Below are 25300 nucleotides of genomic sequence, written 5' to 3' on the forward strand. Positions count from 1 at the left end.
AAGGCGTGGTCGGGATAGGTCCGCAATGAACACGAGCGCCACGGGGGGAGCGGCCAGGCAAACGGCCAGCCCTTGGCGGGCGTGTTGGGCGACTTTCGCGGCGTCTCGGTGTGTGGTAGTCAATCGCGCGGGTCCCAACGGAAGGCGCGGCGGATCTTGCCCGGGTCGTGCACGGCCCGCGGCTTGCGCCACGGCGCCAATGCCACCGATATCGCGGTGTCCAGACCGGACTTGCGGACTGTCTCGACCAGAAAGTCCGCCCCGCTGCCGCCCTCGACGCCGACACGCGGGTACAAACCCAATACGTTTACTCACCTTGAGAGTGCTCCTTTCCGTGCAGCCAATAGGACCCTGGACAAGTCTCATCGTTGCAGTTCAGGAGCCCTCTCCGCTTATTTGGTCAAGGCGTGGACGAGTACGCTCATGAAAGCGCGATGCTAATGCAGTGCTCTTCGCCCGTGGCGTTGCGGTTGGCCCGCTCGGCGGCATGTGACGGGGAATTCATCCGCATGACACTATTCCTTCCGTCGCGGATGCTGTCTGGATTCGGGAACAGACGGGTTCGCATTTTCTGGGGAACTTTCACCCCTGGCAATGGTCATGCTAGGCACGGCCATTACGTGAGACAACGTAGGCGGCCCACCCCCGCCGTCCTCCAGGGGATCACCTAGACGAGGCGAACGCAGCCACCGGCGCCGGGTCCACGGGACACGCCCTCGCCTTGCGGTTGCCAGGAATTGCCTGGCGGCCAGTTCGGCGTACAGCTGGTCCTTGGCGACCAGCTCGTGGTGCGTGCCGACAGCGCGCCGCGCCGGCGTCGATGCACAGCCGCTGCCCAGAACGTAGATGATGGCCGTGAGCAGCGTCTCATCAGGCGTGTCCTGTGTTCCGCCGCCCTGCGACCGCACCCTCGACGGCGGGATCAGCGGCTTCGCGATCTCCCACAGCCCGTGCGGAACAATCCAACTCCACGTTCCCGGCCCCATGTTGAGTCAACGTCCGCCTCACCACACAGGACACCGTCTTAGGTTTCGCACCGGCCTTGACCTGCGCCTGGTCCGCTACATCACGGCCGTCGCCGAGCACCGGTATTTCGGCCGCGCCGCTGCAGCCCTGCACATCACTCAGCCGTCCCTGAGTCGTCAAGTCCGCTGTCTGGAACGGAAATTGGGCGCCAGTCTGCTGGATCGCACCCGCTCGAGGCACCCGGCTCACCGAAGCCGGAGAGGTCCTCCTGCCCCGCGCCAAGGCCCTGCTGCGCTCAGCCGCCCATGCCGCGGCGTACCTCGCGCCGCCGCCGAGCCATGCTCCTTGCGGGTACCTGGCCCCCGAGGTTCACCCCGGATTTCGCCGAGTGATCGCGTGAGGAGGGCGGCAGGCCGCAGCCGCGTTCCCGCCCTCCTCCCTCTTCCTTACGCCGTCGGTGGGGGTGTGCGGATGCCGAAGCGTTGGCGTAGGGCACGGCGGGCGGCGTGGGTTCCGGCCATGCCGTGGACGCCGGGGCCGGGCGGGGTGGAGGCGGAGCAGAGGTAGACGCCGGGTAGCGGGGTGGCGTAGGGGTCCCAGCGGAGCGCTGGGCGCAGGAGGGTCTGGCGCAGGGTCATGGCGCCTGCGGCGATGTCACCGCCGATGTAGTTGGGGTTGTGCCGTTCCTGTTCGGCGGCCGTGGTGGTGTGGTGGGCCAGGATCAGGTCGCGGAAGCCGGGGGCGAAGCGTTCGACCTGTGCGATGACCATCGGCGTGACGTCCACCGAGGAGTCGTGCGGCACGTGGGCGTAGGCCGACAGCGTGTCGGCTCCTGTGGGTGCGCGGGTGGGGTCGACTACGCCGGGTTGGACGGCCAGGACGTAGGGGCGGTCGGGGTGGCGGCCGGCCAGGATGTCTCGTTCCGCGGCCTGGGCCTCGCCGCGGGTGCCGATCAGGTGGAGGGTCCCGGCCAGGTCGCAACCCGGGGCGGTCCAGGGTACGGGGCCGGACAGGGCGAAGTCGACCTTGGTGGCACCGCCGCCGTGACGGAACCGGCGCAGGGCGCGGACGTAGCGCGCGGGCAGTTCGTCGCCGGTGATGCGGACCAGTTCCGCGGGGGTGACATCCAGGAGGATGGCCTTGGCGCGGGGCAGTTCGGCCAGGCTGGTCACCCGGTGGCCGGTGATGATCCGGCCGCCGTGCTCGTGGATCTGCTTGATCAGGGCGTGGGTGATCGCCCCGCTGCCGCCGCGGGGCAGCGGCCAGCCCACGGCGTGGGCCAGTGTGGCCAGCACCAGGCCGACCGCCGCCGCCGGCGCGGAGCCGGGTGGGCGGATGGCGTGGGCGGCTACGCCGGCGAGCATGGCCGGTGCCACGTGGTCCCGGAACCGCGCCCGCCCCCTCAGCCATGCGGGGGAGCTGTGCGTGAGGATGCGCCGGCCCAGGCGCAGGGCCGTGGCCGGGTCGTGCGGCGGGTGGCGCAGGTCGGACAGTGCGGCGTCGGCCAGGCCCTGCCAGTGCTCGGCCAGGGGGCCGAACAGGCGGCGCCAGGCCCGGCCGTCCGGTCCGAGGCCGTCGGCGGTGCGGTCCAGGTCGCGCCACGCCAGACCGGCTCTGCCGCCGTCCATCGGGTGGGCGTAGGCAACCGGTGGCTGGAGCAACTCCACCCCGTGGGCGGCCAGGTCGAAGGTACGGAAGAAGGGGGAGGCGGCGGCCATGGGGTGAACGGCGGAGCAGGTGTCGACGTGGAAGCCGGGCAGGTGCGCCTCGGTCGTTCGTGCGCCGCCGCCGGGCTCATCTGCGGCTTCGTGGACGGCCACGGTGAGCCCGGCGCGGGCCAGCAGCACTGCCGCGGCCAGCCCGTTGGGCCCGGAGCCCACGATCACCGCATCGGCCTGGCCGGCCGATGCGCTGCCGCCGGCCCAGCCGCTCTCGCTGTCGCTGCTGCTGCTCATGTGCAGGGATTCCCTCAAGTTCTGCGTGCGGGTCCGCGGTTGCGCTGCTGGTTCGTCAGCGTCAGCGCAGGTCGTGGAACGCGGAGGTGAGAAAGCCGCGCGGATCGTCGTCCTGGTCGTAGCCGGTGGACGTGACCAGCAGGAACTGGGTCTTTTCCGTGGCCGGGTCGTGCGGGCAGTGATGGGTCACGAAGTTCAGCACGATCAGATAAGGCACGGTGAGTTGCAGATACTCGATCCGCTGTTCCGTGGCCAGGATCTGCCGGAGCTGGTTCAACACATCGAACATCGCCTTCTCCGACCGGCGACCCGAGTGCCACACCATGTGCCGCAGCGTTCTCTTCTCGATGAGCTGGTACTCCGCCCACTCGGTGACGGTGCCGTCGGCGAGCTTGTCACGGACCAGGAGATGGGTGTCGGTGTTTCCCGGCCGCGGCGCGAAGAACGTCGAGATGGGAAGCGCGGCTCCGGTCGGATCGACACGTTGGCAGAGCTTGCGCGCCCAGGGCGACTGGAACTGCCGGACCACCGTCATGGACAGCCAGGCCCCGAAGAGCGCGTACAACGCGTGCCGTGGGGTGTCCTGGAGGGCGGGGGCGGCGGAAGATTTCATGGTCAAGGCGATCCTCCTCCGGTCAGGCGGCGGTGAGCGTGGTGCTCACCCAGTCGATGTGCGCCGCGACCCTCGCGGCGTGTTCCCGGCGCATCACCAGGCCGTCGTGGTCGGCGTCGTCGACGGTTTCGTGCCGGGACACCTTGGAGAGCCCGGCCAGTTCGCTCTGGAGCAGGCCGTGCACCGGATCGGCGGTCACGGTGTGCGCCGCTGTCAGCACGGACACCGGCAGGGGTGACAGGTCCGTCAGCCGCCGGGCGTCGGGCGCCCACGACCTGGTCCACTGACCGAACTCCTGCCGTGCAGCTGCCCACGGCTCCGGGAACTGCATGCAGTGCGCGGTCGCCTCTGCCATCGGGCCGGGCAGCTCGGTGACCGCGCCCACGTCGTGCGTGCGGCGGAGGACCGGGCGGGTCAGGGATGTCAGCCGCCGGCGGGCGAGGCGCTGTCTGGTCCAGGGAACGTTCTCGCGCTGGCGGCTGGAGCGCTCGATCTGGTCGGGGTGGGTCGAGTCGACGAACACCAGACCGCCGATCGACGAGGGGTGGCGCAACGCGAAGGACCGGATCAGCAGGCCGCCGAAGGAGTGGCCGACCAGGATGTACGGAGGCTTTAGCCCCAGCGTGTCGATGAGCTGCTTCAGCCGGGCCACGGAACGCTCGGCGTCGAGACCCGCGGCCGGGGCGCTCCAGCCGTTGCCGGGACGGTCGTAGGCCAGGTAGGGGGTGTCAGACGGCAGCTGGTCCAGCACCCAGGACCACTCGGTGGCGGGGCACGCCAGCGCGCTCTCGAAAATGACCGAGGGGCCGCCGCCCCTGGTCCGGGCCAGCACGTGCGCCCGGCCGCCCCCGGCCGAAACGAACTCGCCCGGCGCGGACTGCGCGAGCCGCGTCCGGCGCCGCTCCCCGAGGAACTTCGCCGCACCCGCACCGACGCCCACGGCCGCGGCGGCAACCCCCAGTGCGGCCGTGGCGCGGCCTGGCCGGGTGGTCACCGCCCGGACGGCCGACAGGGCCTTCCCGCGCACCGCGGGACCGATGCGCGACGACGCGTGATCGACCGCCGGGTAGGTGCCCGCGAACGACCAGACGAAGCGGTTCAGACCCATGAACCGGGCATTGGCGACGTGGAAGCTGAGCCCCATGCCCAGGATGCCGCGCGAGACTGGCTTGGGAGCGACCAGCGCCAGCGGAAAAGCCGTCTCCCCGACGATGGTGGTCCAGGCCAGCGCCTTGCACGCCCAGGGCCGGTCCCGCACGAACTCGTACAGGTCGGGGTCGCCGTAGGTGCCCGTGCGGAAGATCTGCGGGATGGCGCTGCCGTCCCGCCACGCGGGGGAGACCAGCTTGCTGACGCCCGCGGTGAAATACGAGAAGCAGCTGTGCGCGGCGATGAAGGCCGCTGCCGCCTCCCGCGCCCTGCGGTCGTGCGGAAACAGCTTCTCCAGCAGGGAGCCCGCGTAGTTGATGAACGCGAAGTGGTCGGAGCCGTCGAGCCCGTACCCCAAGCGCATCTGGGTGGCCATGCCGGTACCGCACATCGTGCCCGTCAACGCCCCGCGCTGGGCGCGGCTGGCGCCCGGAAGCACCAGCCCCGCGGCGGCCAGCGCCTTCGTCTGTATCAGGGCCACCACGTGCGGGTACTCAAGGGCCTTGGCGACGTACTTGCCCAGGCCGGTGGTGAGGTCCGGCCCGTTCAGGCGGAGGACCGGCCAGCCGAAGATCTCGTCGTCCGCGAGGGTGGACGCGGTGGTCAGCTGTTCCAGGGCGCCGATGAAGGCACCCACCGACGTGATGCCCTCCACCCGGCGGAAAACCCTGTCCAGTTCCCGGTCGGCGCCGCCGCTGCGATCGCCCGCCGCTGGATAGACGTGCATGACAACTCCTATCGGGCCTCGGGGCCCATGGGGGAAGACGGGGACCGGAAGAGGGGTGGGGTCGCCGGGAGGCAGGCTCCCGGCGACCCCACCCGCGGTGAGCGTCAGCCGACGGCGTCCATCAGGGCGCTGAAGGAAGCGCCCTCAGGGGCCGTCCGGCCCGTCAGCGCCGCCTCCGGGGCGTAGCCGGTCACCTGCGCGGCAGCCTGACCGGTTGCGACGGCCAGGGTGCCCGCCGCTTGGGTGGCGACAAGGACGCGGGCGGCCTGGGCGGCCGCCGCCGCGGCGGGGGTGGCCAGCACCGGGGTGACCTCCCTACCGCCCGCCCAGACAGAAGACTGCTCGCCCGCGGCAGCGTTGCGGTTGGCCCACTCGGCCACGTGTGTCGAAGTCATCAACGACATGTTTCTTCTCCTTGAATACCATTGCCCAGAATTCATGGGTCAGACGGACTCGGAATTCCGAGAGGATTTTCGCATCCGGATAATTTGGATCGTAGGCAGGCCTGATCAGGCAATGCAATGTCGAGCGGGCTTTCCCTCCCCCTCCCTAGAGAATCCCCTAGGAAGGCGGAGCGCTTTCAGTGGTGCCGCTTCCCGCGCTGATCTCGTAGACCGACACATGCCGGGGGCTGGCGGCGGTGTAGGGCTCCCGGCGCCAGCCGCCGAAGCGCTCCACCAGCCGCAGCCCGGCCAGTTCGGCGAGCAGGTCGAGCTCGTAGGGGAACGCGTAGCGCAGCACATGCTGCGTGGTGGCCGGCGGGCCGCCGTCGAGGATCGTGTGGTTGCCGATCAGCAGTTGCCGGGACCGGTCGATCAGATAGGTGTCCAGCATGACCGACTTCTCGTCGAGGTGGCGCATGGACAGCTTCGGCTCGCCCATCGCGTGGAACGGCGCCGGGTCGAACGCGTCCAGGACGAACCGGCCTTCCGGCGCCAGCTGTTCCCGGACCCTGGTCAGGCAGCCGATCTGCTGTTCCTTGGTGACGGCCGTGAAGAAGGTGTTGAGGACGATGGTCACAACATCGAAGTCGCTCCCGCTGCTGTCCTTGCCGAAGCGGTCCTTGGTGAAGTCGCCGAGCACCGCCGTCACCTGCCCCTGAGGGTCCCGCTTCCGCAACTCCTCCAGCATCGCGGGAGAGCCATCGATGCCATGCACCCGAAATCCCTGCTCGGCCAGCGGGAGTGCGACGCGGCCGGTGCCCACGCCCAACTCCAGGATCCGGCCACCGGCGGGGGTTAGTGCGGAGATGAAACCAACAGAAAGCTCCGTCTCGGACACATCCGGATACATGCGGTCGTAGAAACTCGCCAGCTTCTCGTCGTAGTAGGCGTTCTCGATGAACACGAAAGACTCCATGAGGTGAGGTCGCAGCACCCGTGCACGGTGAAGAATCCCCGATGACGCGACGGGCGGGAAACGCAATCGCGGACGCGTGTGCAGATTTGGGGGAATCCCTAGAACCGGCACCGGTCACCTGATTGAGGCCGAATTCTCGCCCACAATCTCAACCAGTCCTTCATCATCCGACCGAGGCGCAGGGGCTGTCCCGTAGCGCCCGCAACCCGGAGAGCACCTTGGCCCTCAGCTACGACGCCTCCACCAGCATGTCGCGTGAAACACCCGATCCGGCGCCACCCGACGAGCCCGAGGCGGCCCTGCCGCCGGCGTGGCGGGTCCTGCTGGGCTACATCCGCCCGCACCGGCACTGGCTGCTGCTCGGCGGCCTGCTGAGCCTGTTCACCGGCGGCGCCGGCCTCGTTCTGCCGCTCGCCGCCCGCCAGTTGGTGACGGACCTCGGCCAGGACCGCCCGGTGGCGGGCGTGCTGCTGCTGATGACCGCCCTGGTCCTGGTCAACGCCGCCGTGGGAGCGGCCGGTTCCTTCGTGCTCCAGCGCGCCGCCGAGTCCGTCGTCCTCGGCGCCCGCCACACTCTCGTGGCGCGCCTGCTGCGACTGCGCATCCCGGCCGTCGACCGGTCCGAGCCCGGCGAGCTGATGGCCCGGGTGACCGCCGACACCACGCTGCTGCGCTCGGTCACCTCCGACAGCTTCGTCGGCGCGATCACCGGATTCCTCACCCTGGTGGCGACCGTCATCCTCATGGGGATCCTGGACCCGGTGCTGCTGGCCGTCACCCTCGGCGTGCTGGCCCTCGCCGGCTCGGTCATGGGCCTCCTGCTGCCCCGCATCCGCCGCGCCAGCATCAGCGCCCAGGAGTCGGTGGGGCTGATGGGGGCCGCGCTGGAGCGAATGCTCGGCAGCCTGCGCACGGTCAAAGCCTCCGGCGCCGAACACCGCGAGGGAGACCGCATCCGCCGGGCGGCCGACGACTCCTACCGGGCCGGGCTGCGGACGGCCAAGTGGGTGGCGATCGCCGGGAACACCTCCGGGCTGGCCGGGCAGATAGCCTTCCTAGCCGTGCTCGGCGCCGGCGGCGCCAGGGCCGCCTCCGGCGCCATCGACATCGGCACGCTCGTCGCGTTCCTGATGTATGTCTTCTACCTGATCAACCCCATCAACCAACTCGTCATCGCGGTCACCCAATACCAGGTCGGCGCTGCGGCCGTGGCCCGGATCCAGGAGACACTGCGCCTGCCTGCCGAGCCGGAGCAGCCGCCCGCCGCCCCGCCGGAACCCGGTGCGAGGCCTGCCGAGGTCGCCTTCCACGACGTCCGCTTCTCCTACGGCCCTGATCTGCCCGAGGTCCACCGTGGGGTCACCTTCTCCGTTCCGCCGCGTGGCATGACCGCCTTCGTCGGCCCGTCGGGCGCGGGCAAGACAAGCGTCTTCTCCCTCATCGAGCGATTCTACGAGCCGACCGGCGGCCGGATCGTGCTGGATGGCACCGACCTCGGTGACTGGGACGTCGCTACGCTGCGGGCCACCCTCGGCTACGTCGAACAGGACGCCCCGGTCCTGTCCGGCTCGCTGCGTGACAACCTGCTGCTCGGCGCGCCCGGCACGGGCGACGACGAACTGCGGCGGATCCTGGCCATCGCCCGCCTCGACTCCCTCGTCGCTCGTCTTCCCGAGGGCCTTGAGACGATGGTCGGCCATCGCGGCACCAGGCTCTCAGGCGGCGAGCGGCAGCGCGTCGCCATCGCACGCGCCCTGCTGCGGCGGCCACGGCTGCTGCTGCTCGACGAGGCGACGTCGCAGCTCGACGCGGTGAACGAGGCCGCGCTACGGGACACGATCGCCGACGTGGCGCGGGAGACCACGGTGCTCACCACGGCCCACCGCCTCTCGACCGTGATGATGGCCGACCGCATCGTGGTCATCGACGCCGGCATGGTGCGCGCCGTCGGCACGCACCGCGAGCTGGTCGCCAAGGATCCGCTGTACGCCGAACTGGCCGCCACGCAATTCCTGGCGACTGCGTAGTGACTGCGTTCGCATTATCCAGGTGATTCCCTAAAGGGCGGCGGCGGCAGGGCTGTTGGCGTTGTCTCGCGTAATGGCAGTGCCTAGCATGGAAATGCCATGGGGGAAAGTTCCCCCAGGAAAAGTGAACCTGCTTGTTCCGGAATCCGGACAGCATCCTTGACGGAAGGAAATGGTGTCATGTCGATGATTACCACGTCCCGTGCTGCCGAGTGGGCCAACCACAACGCCACGGGCGAAGAGCACTCCACCTGGCACAGCGCGGTGGCCGCCCCGGTGCTGGGCACTCCCAACGTGATTACTCCCAACGTGATTGACCTCGAAGCCACCAACAGAGCCATTATCGACGAAGCCTTCGCCGCAATCACCGCCACCAGCGGTGTGCAGCCGGAGGCGTCGACCGTTCCGGGGCGGGTCGCCCCTCAGGGCAGTTCCTTCAGCGCCCTGATGGCCACCTACGCCTGACACCTCAATCCGGGTGGGGTCACCGGAAGCTGTCGTCCGGTGACCCCACCTGGTCCTCCCCCCCCCGGGTGTTTACGGTGTTCCGGTGCTCCCGGTACGACGCGCCGTATTGCCGCTCGACCGTGCGTACTCGGCAGGCGTTTGACCGTATTGCTTCTTGAAGAAACGGGTGAAGTGGCTGTTGTCCGCGAAATGCCAGCAGGCGGCGAGCTCCGAGACGCTCCGCGTCCCGGTCCCTTCCACCAGCTCAAGCCTGGCCCGTTCCAGCCGCGGCGGCGGATGTACGCGCTGACCGACTCCTCGGTCGCGGCGAACGCCCGGTGCAGCGTCCGTACTGAGACGTTGAGTTCGCGGGCCAGGGCCGCGGGGGAGATGTCGGCGTCGGCGAGGCGCCGTCCACGAGGTTCTTCGCCGCCTGGGCCAACGCGGGAGCCAGCAGGGGTTCCTGGTCGTCGATCCCCTCTCCCAGTACGCCCTTGCCCAGCTCGATCAGGAAGTCGCGGGTGGCCTGCACGCCAGCCGACGTCAGGTCGGTCACGGTGGCGTCGATCAAGCCTGCGTAGCCCATGAGCAGCCGCGGCCGATGCGGCAGACCGGACGGTCACACGGTCGCCGATCAGGGCTCCGATGTCCGCTGCGGGCAGGAACAGCAGCTTCGCCTCCATCCGCGCCCCCCACCCCGACCTGCCACGGCGGGCTGGTGCGCCACGCGACGAGCTGCCTCCACCTGGCTGGTGATCCTGGCCCGGAAGCCACGGGGCGTCGGCTCACAGGGCACCGGGAGGACTTCGCCGATCTGGGTCTCCCAGCTGTGCCGGAGGCAGGGGACGCCGTCCTCCGCAGCGCTGGGAGCCGTGAGATCCACGACGATCCTTCTGCCCGGTCCGGCGGCCCCTGGTTCGATGTTGATTACCATCGCTCACCGGCCCGACGCGCCACGTGACCACTGACCCGGTGTCCTCGCATCTTCCGGCGCGGTCCTCGTCAGCCATTCGTCACACAATGAAAGTACTCCACAATCCTTGAAAGGCTGTCGCGGACTTTGAAGTATTCCTGCACCTTCCCGTATTCATCCAGGAGGCTTTTGCAGCCGTTCGGCTTTCGTAAGGCAGTGAAACCCGGGGATTCTCCCGGGTGGCCGGACGACAAGCCGGCGGCGGCCGCTATGGTCGAGGACCGGGAAGCGAACGGTCATGGTCGTCGCGTGGGAGGAAGCATCGTGTCTGCGTTCATCCTCGTCGCCGAGGACGATGCCCGGCAGGCCGAGCTGATCCGGCGTTATCTCGTCCGCGAGGAGCACACCGTGCTGACCGTCGCCGACGGCAGGGCGGCGGGGGACGAGGTGCGCCCCCGGCGGCTGGACCTGCTGATACTCGACGTGATGCCGGCGATGGACGGCCTGGACGTCGTCCGGGCGCTGCGGCGCGACTACGACGTGCCGGTGCTGATGGTGACGGCCCGCTCGACCGCCGAGGACAAGCTGATCGGGTTCGACCTCGGCGCCGACGACTCCCTCGCCAAGCCCTACGACCCACGGGAGCTGATGGCCCGGGTGCGGTCGCTGTTGCGCCGCTCGCGGACGGCTGACGGTGCGCGGACGGAGCCGTTGCGGGTCGGACTGCTCGAACTCGACCGGGTGTGGCACGAGGTGAAGGCCGAGGGGCGGCGCATCGCGTGCACGTCGGCCGAGTTCCGGATCCTGGAGGCGGCTGCTGGGCAGCCCGGGGCAGGTGTTCAGTCGCGGCCGGCTGCTGGAGCGGGCGCCGAGTTGCGCGAGCTGCACGACGATCTGCTCGCCGTACTCCACCGCTACATGGAGCGCAGCCGCACGCCCAGCCCCGGAGCCCATCCCGTGCGATCGATCACTCGGGAGAAGCAGGACGCGGCCGACTGCCGGGCCTACTTGTAACGTTCGGCGGGCTGGCCGCACTGAGGGGGTATGAGCCATGACGACCTGCGTGCACTGTTTCTCAACTGCACGCTGAAGAAGAGCCCGGAACGCAGCCACACGCAGGGCCTGATCGACCTCAGCTCGCGGATCATGGAGAAGCAGGGCGTGCAGGTCGAGCACTTGCGGCCGATCGACCATGAGATCGCCACCGGTGTGTGGCCGGACATGACCGAGCACGGCTGGGAACGCGACGCGTGGCCGTCGGTCTACCAGCAGGTGATGGCCGCGGACATTCTCGTCATCGCCGGGCCGATCTGGCTGGGTGACAACAGCTCGGTCGCCAAGCAGGTCATCGAGCGGCTCTACGCCTGCTCCGGTCTGCTCAACGACGCCGGTCAGTACGCCTACTACGGGCGGGTGGGCGGCTGCCTGATCACCGGCAACGAGGACGGCGCCAAGCACTGCGCCATGAACGTCCTCTACAGCCTGCAGCACCTGGGATACACGATCCCGCCGCAGGCGGACGCGGGCTGGATCGGGGAGGCCGGGCCCGGCCCTTCCTATCTCGATCCGGGCTCCGGCGGTCCCGGCAACGACTTCACCAACAGGAACACCACGTTCATGACGTGGAACCTGCTGCATCTGGCCCGGCTGCTCAAGGACGCCGGTGGCGTTCCGGCGCACGGGAACCAGCGGTCGCAGTGGGACGCCGGGTGCCGGTTCGACTTCGAGAACCCCGAATACCGCTAAACCAGCAGCGAAAGGCTGGAAACAATGACCGTCGAGACCGTCCCGACCTGTGCCTATCCCGGCTGCACCAATGCGCCCGAGCCACCCGCACCCGGTGCGCAGGGTCCGGCGCCCCGCTATTGCCGGCACCCCGAGCACAACGCGCTCGGCGCGATCAGGATCTCCCGCGCCAAACGACAGCAGCGCAAGCCCCGGTTCCGCGGGCAGTTGCATGATCCACGTACCGCGACCGTGATCGGCCGCTGGTTGGGCGCGGCTGTGCTGGTGTGCTTCGTCACCGGTGTGGTCAGCCATGTCCTGCAGGAGCCGCCAGGTGCGGTCGCGGACCGGTTGCCGACGCGGCCGGTGTGGGGCTACCGATTCAGTCAGGGCCTGCACGTGGCCAGCGGTATCGCGGCGGTGCCGCTGCTGCTGGCCAAGCTCTGGGCGGTGTATCCGCGGTTGTTCGTCTTCCCGCCGGTGCAGGGGGTGAGGCACGCGCTGGAACGGTTTTCAGTGGCGGTGCTCGTCTCCTCCGTCTTGCTGGAGCTGTTCCTGGGGCTGCTCAACATCGTGCAGTGGTACCCGTGGCCGTTCTCCTTCCGGCAGGTTCACTGGGCGCTGGCCTGGGTGATGGTCGGCGCGCTGCTGCTGCATCTGGCCGTCAAGGCACCGCTGATCGCCGCGCACTGGCGGCACCGGTCGCCGGGCACGCGGCAGTTGCCCGCCGGGGACGCGCCCGACCGGCGGTCGCTGCTGCTCGGGGTGGGCGCGGCCGTCGGCGCGGTGACGGTGGTCACCGCCGGGCAGGCCTTCACCCCGCTGCGGCCGCTGAACCTTCTCGCACCCCGCCAACCGGACCACGGCTCACAGGGCCTGCCGATCAACCGCACCGCTGCCCAGGCCCGCGTCTCCGCCACCGCCGTACGCGACTGGCAGCTTCGGGTCGCCGGACCTCGCCCCTACACCCTCACACTCTCCGAACTCGCCCGACTGCCGCAGCACACCGAAGAACTCCCGATCGCCTGCGTCGAGGGCTGGAGCGCGTCAGCACACTGGGAGGGCGTTCGCGTACGGGACCTCCTCGACCGCGCGGGCGCGCCCCACGACGCGCGGCTGCGCATCGTCTCGCTACAGCGGGCGGGCGCCTACGGCGTGACGGAGATGGGCGCCTCCTACGCCCGCGACCCGCTGACGCTGCTGGCGCTGCGGGTGAACGGCCGCGTACTGAGCGCCGATCACGGCTACCCGGCGCGGATCATCGCGCCGAACCGGCCCGGAGTACTGCAAACGAAATGGGTCTCACGGATCGAGGTACTGACGTGACCGCGCTGCGATGGACACTGGGAACCGCGGGAGCGGTGCTGCTGGGAATCGGCGGCTGGCTCCTCGTCACCGAGACCCGCGAGGACACGGTGCCGCAGGTGCTGCTGTGGCTCGCCGGCGCGGTAGCGGTACACGACGGGCTCCTGGTACCGCTGGTGCTGCTGGCAGGGCTCGCACTGCGACGGCCGTACCACAACGCGTACGGAAAGGGGGACGCCGCCGGTGCCGGTGCGAGTTCCGGGTACGGCGTGCTGCGCGGCGGCCTGATCGTGGGCGGCTGTCTCACACTGATCGCACTACCCCTGCTACTACGCCAAGGCCAGGGCCGCAACCCCACTGCACTACCCCTCGACTACGCCACGAACTGGCAGCTCCTACTGGCCGTGACCTTCGCGGTCACCCTCGCGCTGCTACCGGTCCGCCGCCTATGGGGCCTGGCACGCCGCCCTCGTGGCACCCCACGCGAGTAACTCCGGGCAGCGAAGTCCAGCGGGCTGCGCCCGCCCGCCACGCCGCCCGTCCGGACCCGGCGGGGCGTGGCGAGGGCATTTTCCTCCGGAAGTGAGGCGAGCATGAATCGGGGGCGTTGTTTGGTTGTGCTTGGGCCTCTGGCGGAATCCTGGTGAAGGCATTCAACCATTCGCGAATAGCTCCGAACACCTGAGAATTAAAGGATGGCGTTCCCTTGATCATTTCTCCATCCACCGACCAGTCAGGGCTCTACCTGGCGTATCTGGATACCACGCTGACCATACGACAGGCGAACAGGGATTTCTTCGGGAAGTTCGGCGGCTCTTCGACGAAGGTGCTCGGCCGCAGCTTCTGTCATCTGGTGCACCCCAACGTTAGGCGCCCGCTGGGTGACCGGGTCGCCCGTCTGCTGGCGGGAAGGCGACCCCAGTTCTCCATTCAGGCGGTGATCATGCTGCCGGAAGGCAGGACGTTCACCGGTGTGCTCACCGCCGTGGCGGTGCACGGCGATTCGCACAGAGTCGCCGCCGTCTTGGTGGTGATACGTGCGAGGAACGAAGGGGAGGAGAGGGAGGCAGAGGTCGAGACAGAAGAGGAGGTCAAGGAAGAGGCCGAGGAGAAGAAAGAGGGGGATGAAGGGGAGGCCGAGGTCGTCACTGATCAGGAGATTCTGGAGAAGGAGATTCTGATGAAAGTCGACGCTCAGATCATCGAAGGAATGGCGGAGGGCATGTCGACCGCTGCGCTGGCGGAACGCGTCCATTTAAGCCGGCAAGGTGTCGAGTACCGCGTGACCGGTCTACTGCGCAGGTTTGCGGTGCCCAATCGGACTGCGCTGGTATCCAGTGCCTATACCAGGGGAATACTCCTCACGGATGCCTGGCCCCCAAGGGTCAACTCGGACTTCTCCGAGTGATCGACCAGGACCACCTTGCCGGCACGTCACTCCCACGGAGCACGCCGGGGCAGGGTCGGCTGCCATGCGCCCCACGCCTGTCCTGCGCGACGGCTGGACCCGACCCGAAGTTCCTACCGAACCCCGGACGTTGGTGGGGGGTGCGAATGCCGAAGCGTTGGCGAAGTGCGCGGCGGGCGGCCTGAGTTCCCGCCATACCGTGGACGCTGGGGTCGGGCGGGGTGGAGGCGGAGCACAGGTAGACGCCGGGTGTTGGAGTGGCGTACGGGTCCCAGCGGAGGGCTGGGCGGAGGAGGGTTTGGCGCATGGTCATCGCGCCGGCGAAGATGTCGCCGCCGACGTAGTTGGGGTTGTGTCGTTCTAACGACCTCGTGCACGGTTGGCCGCGCCACCTCGAGGCGTCGGCCTGGGCTGGTTCTGCGCGAAGGACGTACGGGCCGAGGACCGCGTGACGTTCGACGACACCCTGCATGACGCCTACGGCATGCCCGCGATGCGCATCCACTACAAGCTCACCGAACGCGACCACGCCTCCCTCGACGCGGCGCGGGCGGCCGTTCGCCGCGTCGCCGAGGCCCTCGGCGACCCTCTCGACGACGCACCCCGCACCCTCGCCCTCGGCGCGTCGCTGCACTATCAGGGCACCGTCCGCACCGGCCCCGCCGAAGACGGCACCACCGTGTGTGACCCCGTCGGCCAGCTTTGGGACGTACCTGGCCTGCATGTCGCAGGCGACGGCGTCATCCCCACGGCGACCGCCTGCAACCCGACGCTGACCTCGGTCGCCTTGGCCGTCGCCGGTGCCCGCCACATCGCCCGCACCCTGCCTCTTCAAGGACGGTGACACCTTGCCCGGCGACACCCTGAGCGTGGCCCTCGTCGGACACGCCTTTACAGGCGCTTCGCTGTGTGGTCGCGCAGCAGCAGCCACTGACTCGCGTCGGCGTCGCCTGAGCGCGCAGCCGGTCCATGCAGCAGCACGGCGTAAGCCGTCCTCTCCGCCTTGCTCGGGGCGGCATACTGGTCTGGCGCCTCCGGGGTCGGGAATGACTTCGTCATGCCTTTCCAGGCCTTGTCCGCGTTTGGAGTGCTGAGCATCGGCCCTCCCGGGCTCAATAGGGTCATGCAGTGCAGTACACACACGCGTGCGTGCAGCCTCGGTACGGGTTGACCGTCCACTCGAAGGGCATGCGTGAGGCGCCCGGCACCCGGTTCACGATCGACCGGGCCCGGATCTCGTGGAAGGTGATCCCGCGGAACTCCGGCGTGTCGAAGGTACGGGTGGTCACCGCGTCCGCGCCGAACAGCGCGGGGTTCTCCGGCGGATTGCCGCCGGACTCCACTGTGAGGTTTTCCCAGCGCATGAGGCCTCCTCGGTAGCACTGAGCAGAGAATAGAACACTTGTTCCCTTGATCGTGCGACCTCAACACGACCTGCGTGTCCGCCACCCTTTCTGCACTCCTTGGGGGACCCCGATTTGGGCGACTCGGCCGCCTGGTGGTTGGCTGACCGCGAACCCCCGAGTTTCCAAGTGCTGGAGGAACGCAATGGCGCAGGTCGAGGCCACCACGGAGCGAGTTGTAGCGGCTCAGCCGGACGACGTTTTCGATGCCCTGGCCGACTACAGCGGCACGCGCGGGAAGATCCTGTCCGAGCACTTCAGCGAGTACGAGGTCCGCGAGGGCGGCGACGGCGAAGGCACCCTCGTCCACTGGAAACTCCAGGCCACCAGCAAGCGCATCCGTGACTGCCTGCTCGAGGTGAGCGAGCCCACCGACGGCGAACTCGTCGAGAAGGACCGCAATTCCTCCATGGTCACCACCTGGCGGGTCACCCCGGCCGGCGAGGGCGCGGCCCGCGTCGTCGTCACCACCGTCTGGAACGGCGCCGGCGGCATCGGCGGCTTCTTCGAGAAGACCTTCGCCCCCAAGGGCCTCGCCCGGATCTACGACACGGTGCTCGCGAAGCTCGCCGCCGAGGTCGAGAAGTAACCCGAGCAACAAACAGCGGTGCAGGGCGCGTTGAACGCGCCCTGCACCGCTGCGTTTCCACCGGTCGCGCTCCGTCGCGTACGCCGGAGCAATTCCCGGATTGCCACACATCGCAACCGTACGCGCCCGTACCGTGGTGGGTGCGGCACAGATCTTGCGGGACCGTGGGGAGAAGGGGCCTGGCCATGGACCGTGGCACCGATGGGGGTGCGGCTTCAGGCGGCGGAGCCGGGAACGGCGCCGTGGTGGAGAGCGCCGCGGCGGGCCGCATCCCGCTGGCCGTGGTCGTCGTCGACCGCGAGGGTCTGGTCTCCCACTGGAGCCGGGGTGCCCGGCGGTTGTTCGGGACCCCCAAGGAGGAGGCGGTGGGCCGCCCCGCCGCCGATCTGCTCCCCGTGTCCGGCGCCCTGACCGAGGACGACGAGATCACGCCGTACGGCGCGTATGCCGCGTACGACGGACTCGGCCCCGACCTCGGATCGTCCCTCGACGGGCGGCTGTCCTACCCGGCGGCGGGCCGCGCGCGACTCTCGGTGCCGGGCTCCGACCGGGTCGACGTCCTGTGGTGGGCGTATCCCTTGGTGGGCCCCGGCCAGGAGCGGCTGCTTGTGCTGGCCGCCGATGCGGACGGGGCGCGCCGCGACGACGTCGACGCGGACGGCACGGGCCGCGATGACGCCGACGCTGTCGATGGCACGGTGGCGAGCGAGGCCGTCGAGCGCATCGCGCCCGGCTTCGCGCTGCACACCGACTTCCCCGGCGCCGAGGACCTCGCCCGCCGGCTGCCCGAGATCCTGCCCAGCATGAGCGTCGGCGAGAGCGCCCGCATCGTCGGGCAGGTACTCGAACTGGGCTATCCCATCCTGGAGTTCAGCCAGAACGAACGGGTGCCCGTCACGCCCGACTGGGGTGTGCCACGGCGCGTCGAGCGGTTGGCCCGCCGGGAGCGTGCGGCCCGGGCGGCGGCGTCCGGTCAGTCCCCGCTTCCGGAGCACCCGGACTTCGAGGACGACGGTGAGGACCTCGAGTACGCCGCGGTGCGCGAGCGTCTGGAGTTCCTGAACGAGGTCAGCGGGCGCATCGGCAGCTCGCTTGACCTGTCCCGCACCATCGTCGAGGTCAGCAAGGCCGTGGTGCCGCGCTTCACCGATGTCGCCGGGACGTACCTGCGTGAACAGGTCGTCGCCGGTGAGGGCTTCCCCGACGGTGTGCCCGACACGACCACCATGTGGCACCGCGTCGCCCTGGAGCACACCGACGAGCCGGGCCGCTGGGACGATGTCGTACCGGTCGGCGAAGCCATGCCGTTCCCGGCGCACACGCCGTTCTTCCAGTGCATGACCACCGGCGAACCCGTCCTCGTGCCGCGCATCAGCGAGCAGATGGGCCACATGATCGCCGCGCAGTTCGAGAAGCGCGACATCCGGCCCCTCATCACCGGCCGCTCCATGCTGGTCGTACCGCTCAAGGCCCGCCATGTGGTCCTCGGGTTCATGATCCTGCTGCGCCACCCGGAGCGCGTCGAGTTCAACGACATGGACCGGGTGACGGGTGCCGAACTCGCCGCCCGCGCCGGGCTCGTGCTCGACAACGCCCGCATGTACACGTACCAGGAGAGCGTCGCCGAGACCCTCCAGGACAGCATGCTGCCGCACATCGCGCCCCGTATGGCCGGCTGCGACATCGCCACCCGCTATCTGCCGGGTACGTTGCTGGGGCGGGTCGGCGGCGACTGGTTCGACTCGGTGAAGCTGCCCGGCTCACGGACCGCGTTCGTCGTCGGCGATGTGATGGGGCACGGGCTCAACTCGGCCGCGATGATGGGCCAGTTGCGCACCGCCGTCCAGACCATGGCGGGCCTCGACCTGCCGCCCGCCCAACTCCTGCGGAACCTCGACGACTTGGCGCAGCGGCTCGGTGAGCACTACCTCGCGACCTGCCTGTACGCGGTGTACGACCCCATCGCGAGCGAACTCCAGATCGCCAACGCGGGCCACATTCCACCGGTGTTGGTCCGCGCCGAGGACGGCCGCAGCGATCTCCTCGACCTGCCGACGGGGGCGCCCATCGGGGTCGGCGGGGTGCCCTTCGAGACCGTACGGGTACGGGTGTCGCCCGGCGACCGGCTGGTGATGTGCACGGATGGGCTGGTGGAGGTGCGCGGCGAGGACATCGGCGTCGGGCTCGCCACGCTGTGCGAGTCCGCCGCGCATCCGGCGGCGTCGATGGATGACGCCTGCGACACCATCATCCGGGCCCTGGCCGAGACGTTTTCGAAAGCGGGGCGTGGCGGGCGTAAGGACGACGTGGCGTTGCTGATGGCGCGGCTCGGTGGCATCGATGCCGAGGACGTCGCTACGTGGCGGCTTGCGTCCGAGCCGATCGAGGTGAGCCGTGCTCGTGCTGTGGTTCGTGAACAGCTCCATGCGTGGGGGCTCAACTCGCTTTGTGATCAAGCCGAGTTGATGGTGGGCGAGCTGGTCACCAATGCCGTGCGGCATGCCCGGAGTCGGCGGATCGAGTTGCGGCTGGTGCGCGGGGACGCGTTGCTGTGCGAGGTGGACGACGAGGATGCCACGCTGCCGACGCTCCTCAGTACGGGGGCGACCGATGAGTTCGGGCGTGGCTTGCGGGTGGTGAGCCGGCTGGCTCGCGAGTGGGGCAGTAGTCGTACGGCTGCCGGGAAGACTGTGTGGTGTGAGATGACACTGCCTCGCCGTTGAGTTCCGCGCCAAGTTCAGCATGTTTTTTGCGCCGACCGCCGACCGCCGACCGCCGACCGCCGACCGCCGACCGCCGACCGCCGACCGTCACGGCCCGGACGGCGGCTATGTCTCGTCCCGGCCGTGGCCTAGGTGCTCGTCCAAGAAGCGCTCCACGGTGCGGTACAACGCGATCAAGTTCTCCGGGTTCTCGACGGAGTGACCTTCGTCCGCCATGAGTATGTACTCGACGGGGACCCCACGTGCCCGGAGGGCCTGGACCATGTTGTCGGATTCTGCCTGCACTACCCGGGCGTCGTTGGCGCCCTGGGCGATGAGCAGCGGTGTACGGACCTGGTCCACCCGGCTGATCGGTGAGCGGGCCAGCATGTCGGCCTCCTGCTGCGGATCCGCGGGGTCGCCGACCCAGCGGAACCAGTTGGAGGCAAGGGCCGGCCGGACGAATTCCGGCTGGTTGCGCATGAAGTTGGCGAGGTCGGAGATCCCGAAGATGTCCACCGCAGCGGCGAAGACATCGGGTGTGAAGGTGACTCCGACCAGTGCCGCATAGCCACCGTAGGAGCCGCCCAGGATCGCCACCCGGTCCGGGTCCGCGTATCCCTGATCGATGGCCCACTTCACACCGTCGATCAGGTCGTCGTGCATTGTGCCGGCCAGCTCCCCGATGCCGGCCTTCATGAACGACTTGCCGTACCCCGTGGAGCTGCGGAAGTTCACCTGAAGCACCGCGTAGCCCCGGTTGGCCAGCAGCTGGGCGACAGGGTTGAATCCCCAGCTGTCCCGGTCCCAGGGACCGCCGTGCACAAGCAGGACCAGCGGCAGTCGGTGCGGCTCTGTCCCGACCGGCAGTGTCAGGTGGGAGGGGAGCGCGAGACCGTCCCGAGCGGTGATCGTCACCGGTGTCATCGGCGCCAGCTGCTCGGGATCCAGGTGACCACGGGGGCGGAACAGCAGGCGACTCTCGCCCGAGGAGTGGTCGTAGAAGTATGTGGCCCCGGGATCGCGGTCGTGGGTGAAGCTGACGACCCACCGCTGCTCGCTCTCGTCGGACGAGATGTGGGCCAGGTCGCCATCGGACAGGTTCCTCAGGTTCTCCAAGACCTCGGCGAAGTGCGGGTCCAGTGCGTTGATCACCAGTCGATCCCCGAGGTAGCGAACTCCGATGAGCTCGCCGGTACGCCGGCTGAAGATGAGAGGCGAGGGCAGTGCGGGAAAGACATGGGCTCGTGTGTCCAGGTCGTAATGCGGGTGGGAGTCGACCTCCGTTTCCTCGCCGGTCGCTGTATCCAGCCTGGCCAGGCGGAGTCTGTCCGAGCCCCGGTACGAACCGAAGAGCACGCCGCCGGCGTCGGCGGTGACCTCCAGTGGATAGACGCCCAGCGGATAGTCCGTACCCTCGAACTGCGCGATGTGGCGCGACGTCTGCGAGGCCTCGTTCCAGCGCGAGAGCCGGAGGTCGCCCTGTTCGGTGACGTCGATGGTGAAAGGGTCTCCGCTGCCGCCATAGAGAAAGGTGGTAGGAGCGCCTGCGGTGTTCTCCGCGAGGGTCCGCAGGTCACCGGTGGCGATGTCCAGCTCGAAGAGGTCGAACGCGGCGGGATTGCGGCTGTTCGAGGAGAACACCGCCTTACCCGGCCGCTCGGCGGGCAGCTTCAGATCCGCGATGCGTGCGCCGGGGAAGGGAGTCAGGTCGGTAGCCGCCGCGTCCGGGTCTTCGAGATCGACGCGGTACAGGTGCCGGTTCTCGTCACCCCCCTGGTCCCGGGTATAGAGCAGCCACCTCGGATCGTCGGTCCAGTGGTAGCTCAGCAGGTTGCGGTCCTCGGAGGTGACCCGCCGCGCATCCTCGGGCGCGTCGACACTCTCGATCCACAGGTTCAGGTGGTTCTCCCAAGGAGCCAGGTACGCGATCTTGGTGCCGTCCGGCGAGAGGGACGCTCTCGAACGGACGGGAGGGGCGAAGAGCTCCTCGACGCTGATGGTCTTCGGCAATGCCATGTCGGTCCTTCCTGTGGCTGTCTCCGACAGCGAGTGGTGACGCCCCGCGGCTGAATGGCAGGGGCATAGGTGGATCCGGTCGCTCAAGTGGTGACGGGGTCCCCCACAGCTCCGCCGGTGGTCCTGCGTACCGCTCGTGCGATCCGGGCAGGCGCGTCGGCGTGGTCCCGGGGGTCGGCGCCCTCCAGGACGCCGATGTCCTCGTTGAGGACCCGTAGGGCGGCTGAGGCCGCGGCGGCGTGCAGGCGCACGTCGAGGTCCTCGTCGCTCATGCCGCCCCGTCCCTTGGTCGATGCCGTACCGGCCGTCCCATTACTCCTTGCTCCCGACTGCAGGCGCCGGAATGACATTTAGTGATGCCTGACCAGCCCGTGAATCCGACGTAGCCGGCCCCCTTGACGGGTCGTACTCGACGGCTCCCGTGGCCATGGCAGGGGGTGTGTCGGCGGAGGTGGGCAGGGCACGGCCGCCGGCGGCGATGGCGCTCTCCTCGGCGAGTCGCTCCGTGCTGGTGGTCGTCTTGAGCGGCTTCTCCTCGATGAACAGGACGGCGATCAGCGCCAGCAGGGCGAACGGGGTGGCCCAGAGGAAGAGTTCGGCGGTGGCGATGCCGTAGGCGTTCTCCACGAGCGCACGCAAGGAGGCGGGCAGGGTCGTCGCGTCGGGGACACCGTGCCCGGCTCCGCCTCCCGGCGCGTCACCTCCTGCCGCGCGGCCGTCGGCCAGTTCGGTGGCGACGCGGTGGGCGAGGACCGCCCCGAGGACCGTGGTGCCCACGGTCCCGCCCATGCTGCGCGAGAAGGACAGGACGGAGGTCGCGCTGCCCAGAGCGTCGGCGGGCACGTCGTTCTGCGCAGCGAGGACCAGGTTCTGCGTCAGCATGCCGACGCCCGTCCCCAGGACGGCCATGTGGACGCTCAGCAGAACGAAGGGCGTGTGGGATCCGATGGTGGACAGCAGGGCGAGGCCGGCGGTCATCAGGACGGTGCCTGCCACGAGGTACCGCTTCCACCTGCCGGTCGCGCTGATCCGGTGTCCGGCGAACGTGGAGGCGGCGAGCGATCCCAGGATCAGCGGCAGGCTCATCAGACCGGCGGTCGTGGGGGACTTGCCCATGGCCACCTGGAAGAACTGCGAGAGGAAGACGGTGCCGCCGAAGAGACCGACGCCGACCAGCAGCGAGGCCAGGCTGGTCAGCGCCACGGTGCGGTTGCGGAAGATGCTCAGCGGGATGATCGGCTCGGCGGCCCGGGACTCGACCCGGACGGCCGCCGCCAGCAGCAGCGTTCCGTCACCGACCAGGACGGCCGTCTGCCAGGAGAACCAGTCGAACGCGCTGCCCGCCATCGAGACCCAGATGAGCAGCGAGCTGACACCGGCGACGATCAGGAAGGCACCGAGCCAGTCGATCTTCACATCGCGGCGGATGTGCGGAAGGTGCAGTGTGCGCTGCAGCAGTGCGATGGCAAGAAGCGCGAAGGGCACACCGATGAAGAAGCACCACCGCCAGCCGAGCCAGGAGGTGTCCACCAGCAGGCCGCCGATCAGCGGGCCGGCCACAGTGGCGCCGGAGAAGACGGCACCGAAGACGCCGGAGTACCTGCCCAGCTTCCGCGGGGGGATGACGGCCGCCATCACGACCTGCGTCAGTGCCGTGAGTCCGCCTGCCCCCAGGCCCTGCACCACCCGGCTGAAGATCAACGTGCCGACACCCTGGGAGAATCCGGCCACGAGTGAGCCGACCACGAACAGGCCCAGCGAGGTCTGGAGGAGCAGCTTCTTGCTGTAGAGGTCGGACAGCTTGCCCCACAACGGAACGGTGGCCGTCATGGCCAGCAGCTCCGCGATGATCACCCAGGTGTACGAGGATTGGCTCGCCCCCAGCTCGGCGGTGATCCGGGGCAGCGCGTTGGCCACCACGGTTCCGGCGAGGATGGCGACGAACAAGCCGGCCACCAGCCCGGAAACCGCCTGAAGTACCTGCCGCGGCGGCATCGTCGTCGGTTCCGGCTTCGTCACAGGGGAACTGTCGGTAGTCACTGAGTCTTCCATCCGTGGGAACAAACGCCGCTGAATCGGCCGGGGGCGCTCCGCGGTGCCGACGCGTGTGCCGGAGGACGGGCCGTGGGGGCCCGTCCGGCACGGACGGGGAGCGGCGAGGGTGTCGGTCAGGGGCGCCGAGCGGGCAGCAGCCCTACGGCCTTCAGTCGCTTGTCGGAAGCCCGGGCGGCCCAGGCGACGGCCAGGAGGCCGACGGCGAGGAGCGGGTAGCCCATGGCGATCTTGGCGAAGCCAAGCGAACCGACCTCGTCGGCTTGGTAGAGGTACTGCTGGACGGCGAACCGGGCGCCGAAGATGGCGGCCAGCACCAGGGTGGCGATGTCGTAGTAGATCCGCGAGCGCTTGTCCGCCCGCCAGACGGTGCCCTTGCCGGTCGCCGAGTTCCAGATCAGGCCGGCCAGCGGCCAGCGCAGCACCACGGAGAGGACGAAGGCGACGGCGCCGACCAGGCTCGCCCAGATGCCGATGAGGAAGAAGTCCTTGGCGGATCCCGTGTACCAGGAGACGCCGGCGGCGATCGCCACGCCGAACACACCGCCGAGCGCGGGCTGGATCGACTCCTTGCGTGTCAGCCGCTCTACCGCGATGCCCAAGGCGACGAGCAGGGCGGCGATGATGCCCATCTTGAGTCCACGGGCGTTGTTGGCGACGACGAACACCAAGGCGGGCAGCGCCGAGAAGACGACGCCCTTAGCGCCGCCCGCCTGTTCGAGCGCCGACTTCTTCTTCCGTTGGTCTGCCGTCTGCATGTCGGTCGCCGCCTCCTGGGGACTGGTGGTCTGCATGGGGATCAGCTCTTCCGGGTTCGTCTTGAGGCCGAATCAGTGTCACTAAATGTCATCCTGGCTGTAAGTGACGCAGGAAGCCAGCCCGCGTGCCGTGACCTCAGTCACACCTCGGCGAGGTTCCTGTTCGGCGAGTTGCCTGTCATCGAATGCGGCGGCGCGGCCTCTACGGTGGTTCGGAGATCGTCATCGTCAGACGCCCGATTTGTCCGACGACCCGCGCGAGTACGTCGCGGACGACGGTGAGGGTCAAGAGCCCGGCGGCACGCCTCTTCGAAGGCGTGCGCGGCGGCGCACGCGGGTCGAATGAGTCGTGAAAGGTCTGAAAGGTGTGCGCCGTGTGCTTGTCGGCGCACTCCGGGCGCGGTAGACCGATCAGGCCCGCCCGTTTTGGTGGGCGCTGTCGCATCCTGGGGAGCGGGCATGAGTGTGACTACTCGGTACAGGGACGCGTGGGAGGGGTTCTGGCGGGAGGCTTCCGGTGAACCGGGGGCCGTTCTGTGGGATGCGGAGCCTGGGCTCACCGCTGGCGTTCATCTTCCGCTGTTCGAACCGCACTTGGTCGCGCCGGGGTTGCCGATTGTGGACCTTGGGTGCGGTAACGGGACTCAGACGCGGTTTCTTGCTGATCGGTACCCGCACGTTGTCGGGGCGGATTTGTCCGGCGCCGCCCTCGATCACGCTCGGCGGGCGGATCGGGCGGGGCAGGCCTCGTATCGGCTTATAGACGCCGCCGAGAAGCGTGAGGCGGAGACGCTGCACGCCGAGCTCGGCGATGCCAACGTCTATATGCGGGGTGTGCTTCATCAGTGTGAGATCGGTGATCGGCAGCCGGTTGTTGATGGGGTTGCCGCGTTGGTGGGGGAGCGGGGGCGGGCCTTCCTTGTCGAGCTTGCCGAGGCTGCCGGGCCCCTGCTGCGGGGTCTCGCTCAGCGGGCGGAGGGGCCGCCGGGCAAGCTTGCGCCTGTTTTTCGGCATCGCATCGCGCCTGGCGAAGTGGCCGATGGCGCGGTGCCGGAGTATCTGCGGTCCGCGGGTCTCACCGTCCTTGCGAGTGGTGAACTGCCGCTCGTCACCACGGAGTACCAGGGGGACGGTACGCGGATTGAGTTGCCGTCTCGGTGGGTGGTGACGGGGCGGGTTTGAG

Annotated in this window: 23 protein-coding genes and 4 pseudogenes; 12 read left to right on the forward strand and 15 right to left on the reverse strand. The window is 69.1% G+C overall.

The genetic code is table 11. The annotated features are described in order from the left end of the window. Positions 1-152: 152 nt before the first annotated feature. Both G6048_RS14055 and G6048_RS48675 read right to left on the reverse strand, forming a co-directional pair. A pseudogene (locus tag G6048_RS14055) lies at positions 153-302 on the reverse strand (IS1380 family transposase); the annotation flags it as partial. Between the two features lie 519 nt (positions 303-821). Next, a pseudogene (locus G6048_RS48675) lies at positions 822-986 on the reverse strand (IS5/IS1182 family transposase); the annotation flags it as partial. Here G6048_RS48675 and G6048_RS14060 point away from each other — a divergent pair. Further along, a pseudogene (locus G6048_RS14060) lies at positions 985-1327 on the forward strand (LysR family transcriptional regulator); the annotation flags it as partial. The pseudogenes G6048_RS48675 and G6048_RS14060 sit on opposite strands and share 2 nt — an antisense overlap. Positions 1328-1412: 85 nt before the next feature. Here G6048_RS14060 and G6048_RS14065 read toward each other — a convergent pair. The 5 genes from G6048_RS14065 to G6048_RS14085 all read right to left on the reverse strand — a co-directional run bounded on the left by G6048_RS14065 (position 1413) and on the right by G6048_RS14085 (position 6769). Beyond that, on the reverse strand, positions 1413-2921 hold the full coding sequence (locus G6048_RS14065) for a phytoene desaturase family protein (RefSeq protein WP_165339855.1): 1509 nt from the start codon (positions 2919-2921) through the stop codon (positions 1413-1415). A 61-nt stretch (positions 2922-2982) separates the two neighbouring features. Beyond that, a complete protein-coding gene (locus G6048_RS14070; protein WP_165339872.1) occupies positions 2983-3534 on the reverse strand; it encodes a hypothetical protein in 552 nt (183 codons plus the stop codon). Positions 3535-3556: 22 nt separating this feature from the next. After that, positions 3557-5410 carry an alpha/beta fold hydrolase gene (locus G6048_RS14075; RefSeq protein WP_165339856.1) on the reverse strand — a complete coding sequence of 618 codons (1854 nt, stop codon included), beginning with the start codon at positions 5408-5410 and terminating at the stop codon, positions 3557-3559. A gap of 104 nt (positions 5411-5514) precedes the next feature. After that, positions 5515-5814, reverse strand: coding sequence for a hypothetical protein (locus tag G6048_RS14080; RefSeq protein ID WP_165339857.1), 300 nt, complete (start codon positions 5812-5814; stop codon positions 5515-5517). A gap of 157 nt (positions 5815-5971) precedes the next feature. Continuing rightward, a complete protein-coding gene (locus G6048_RS14085; RefSeq protein WP_206341577.1) occupies positions 5972-6769 on the reverse strand; it encodes a class I SAM-dependent methyltransferase in 798 nt (265 codons plus the stop codon). A gap of 248 nt (positions 6770-7017) precedes the next feature. Between G6048_RS14085 and G6048_RS14090 the strand changes: the two genes are divergently transcribed. Then, positions 7018-8796, forward strand: a complete 1779-nt coding sequence (locus G6048_RS14090) for an ABC transporter ATP-binding protein (protein WP_165339874.1) — start codon at positions 7018-7020, stop codon at positions 8794-8796. A gap of 180 nt (positions 8797-8976) precedes the next feature. Further along, positions 8977-9261, forward strand: a complete 285-nt coding sequence (locus G6048_RS14095) for a hypothetical protein (protein ID WP_165339858.1) — start codon at positions 8977-8979, stop codon at positions 9259-9261. 72 nt (positions 9262-9333) lie between these two features. On the opposite strand, the gene G6048_RS49490 is transcribed toward G6048_RS14095, so the two are convergent. Further along, positions 9334-9504: a helix-turn-helix domain-containing protein gene (locus G6048_RS49490; protein ID WP_328825912.1), complete on the reverse strand. Its 171-nt coding sequence runs from the start codon at positions 9502-9504 to the stop codon at positions 9334-9336. A 4-nt stretch (positions 9505-9508) separates the two neighbouring features. After that, positions 9509-9799, reverse strand: a complete 291-nt coding sequence (locus G6048_RS49495; protein WP_235989769.1) for a hypothetical protein — start codon at positions 9797-9799, stop codon at positions 9509-9511. Between the two features lie 681 nt (positions 9800-10480). Here G6048_RS49495 and G6048_RS14105 point away from each other — a divergent pair. The 6 genes from G6048_RS14105 to G6048_RS14130 all read left to right on the forward strand — a co-directional run bounded on the left by G6048_RS14105 (position 10481) and on the right by G6048_RS14130 (position 15438). Next, complete coding sequence (locus G6048_RS14105; RefSeq protein WP_328825914.1) at positions 10481-11170, forward strand: response regulator transcription factor; 690 nt, start codon at positions 10481-10483, stop codon at positions 11168-11170. Positions 11171-11200: 30 nt separating this feature from the next. Then, a complete protein-coding gene (locus G6048_RS14110; protein WP_165339833.1) occupies positions 11201-11902 on the forward strand; it encodes a flavodoxin family protein in 702 nt (233 codons plus the stop codon). Between the two features lie 24 nt (positions 11903-11926). Continuing rightward, the gene (locus G6048_RS14115) at positions 11927-13207 is read left to right on the forward strand and encodes a molybdopterin-dependent oxidoreductase (protein WP_165339859.1); all 1281 of its coding nucleotides are present in this window, start codon (positions 11927-11929) and stop codon (positions 13205-13207) included. Continuing rightward, positions 13204-13677: a hypothetical protein gene (locus G6048_RS14120; protein WP_328825916.1), complete on the forward strand. Its 474-nt coding sequence runs from the start codon at positions 13204-13206 to the stop codon at positions 13675-13677. The genes G6048_RS14115 and G6048_RS14120 overlap by 4 nt, the downstream gene beginning before the upstream one ends. Positions 13678-13892: 215 nt before the next feature. Next, a complete protein-coding gene (locus G6048_RS14125) occupies positions 13893-14594 on the forward strand; it encodes a PAS domain-containing protein (RefSeq protein ID WP_206341578.1) in 702 nt (233 codons plus the stop codon). A gap of 379 nt (positions 14595-14973) precedes the next feature. Continuing rightward, complete coding sequence (locus tag G6048_RS14130) at positions 14974-15438, forward strand: GMC oxidoreductase (protein ID WP_206341579.1); 465 nt, start codon at positions 14974-14976, stop codon at positions 15436-15438. A gap of 47 nt (positions 15439-15485) precedes the next feature. Here G6048_RS14130 and G6048_RS14135 read toward each other — a convergent pair whose 3' ends face one another. Both G6048_RS14135 and G6048_RS14140 read right to left on the reverse strand, forming a co-directional pair. Then, positions 15486-15692: a hypothetical protein gene (locus tag G6048_RS14135; protein WP_165339861.1), complete on the reverse strand. Its 207-nt coding sequence runs from the start codon at positions 15690-15692 to the stop codon at positions 15486-15488. A 26-nt stretch (positions 15693-15718) separates the two neighbouring features. Further along, positions 15719-15958 (reverse strand): annotated as a pseudogene (locus G6048_RS14140) (Rv2578c family radical SAM protein); the annotation flags it as partial. A gap of 184 nt (positions 15959-16142) precedes the next feature. Between G6048_RS14140 and G6048_RS14145 the strand changes: the two are divergent. Together G6048_RS14145 and G6048_RS14150 are read left to right on the forward strand one after the other, a co-directional pair. Next, a complete protein-coding gene (locus tag G6048_RS14145) occupies positions 16143-16586 on the forward strand; it encodes an SRPBCC family protein (protein WP_165339862.1) in 444 nt (147 codons plus the stop codon). A 185-nt stretch (positions 16587-16771) separates the two neighbouring features. Next, positions 16772-19309: an ATP-binding SpoIIE family protein phosphatase gene (locus G6048_RS14150; RefSeq protein ID WP_165339863.1), complete on the forward strand. Its 2538-nt coding sequence runs from the start codon at positions 16772-16774 to the stop codon at positions 19307-19309. 105 nt (positions 19310-19414) lie between these two features. Here the strand turns inward: G6048_RS14150 and G6048_RS14155 are convergent, their stop codons facing one another. From G6048_RS14155 to G6048_RS14170, 4 genes are all read right to left on the reverse strand, one after another. Further along, on the reverse strand, positions 19415-21307 hold the full coding sequence (locus G6048_RS14155) for a S9 family peptidase (protein ID WP_165339864.1): 1893 nt from the start codon (positions 21305-21307) through the stop codon (positions 19415-19417). 83 nt (positions 21308-21390) lie between these two features. Then, complete coding sequence (locus G6048_RS14160) at positions 21391-21579, reverse strand: hypothetical protein (RefSeq protein ID WP_235989777.1); 189 nt, start codon at positions 21577-21579, stop codon at positions 21391-21393. Positions 21580-21619: 40 nt separating this feature from the next. Then, positions 21620-23302, reverse strand: coding sequence for an MDR family MFS transporter (locus tag G6048_RS14165; protein ID WP_165339878.1), 1683 nt, complete (start codon positions 23300-23302; stop codon positions 21620-21622). Between the two features lie 173 nt (positions 23303-23475). Further along, positions 23476-24153, reverse strand: a complete 678-nt coding sequence (locus G6048_RS14170; RefSeq protein WP_165339865.1) for a DUF3159 domain-containing protein — start codon at positions 24151-24153, stop codon at positions 23476-23478. Between the two features lie 423 nt (positions 24154-24576). Here G6048_RS14170 and G6048_RS14175 point away from each other — a divergent pair, with 423 nt between their 5' ends. Next, positions 24577-25299: a class I SAM-dependent methyltransferase gene (locus G6048_RS14175; RefSeq protein ID WP_165339866.1), complete on the forward strand. Its 723-nt coding sequence runs from the start codon at positions 24577-24579 to the stop codon at positions 25297-25299. The last annotated feature ends 1 nt before the right edge of the window (position 25300 follow it).

This window comes from Streptomyces ureilyticus, assembly GCF_011045025.1.
Lineage (GTDB): Bacteria > Actinomycetota > Actinomycetes > Streptomycetales > Streptomycetaceae > Streptomyces > Streptomyces ureilyticus.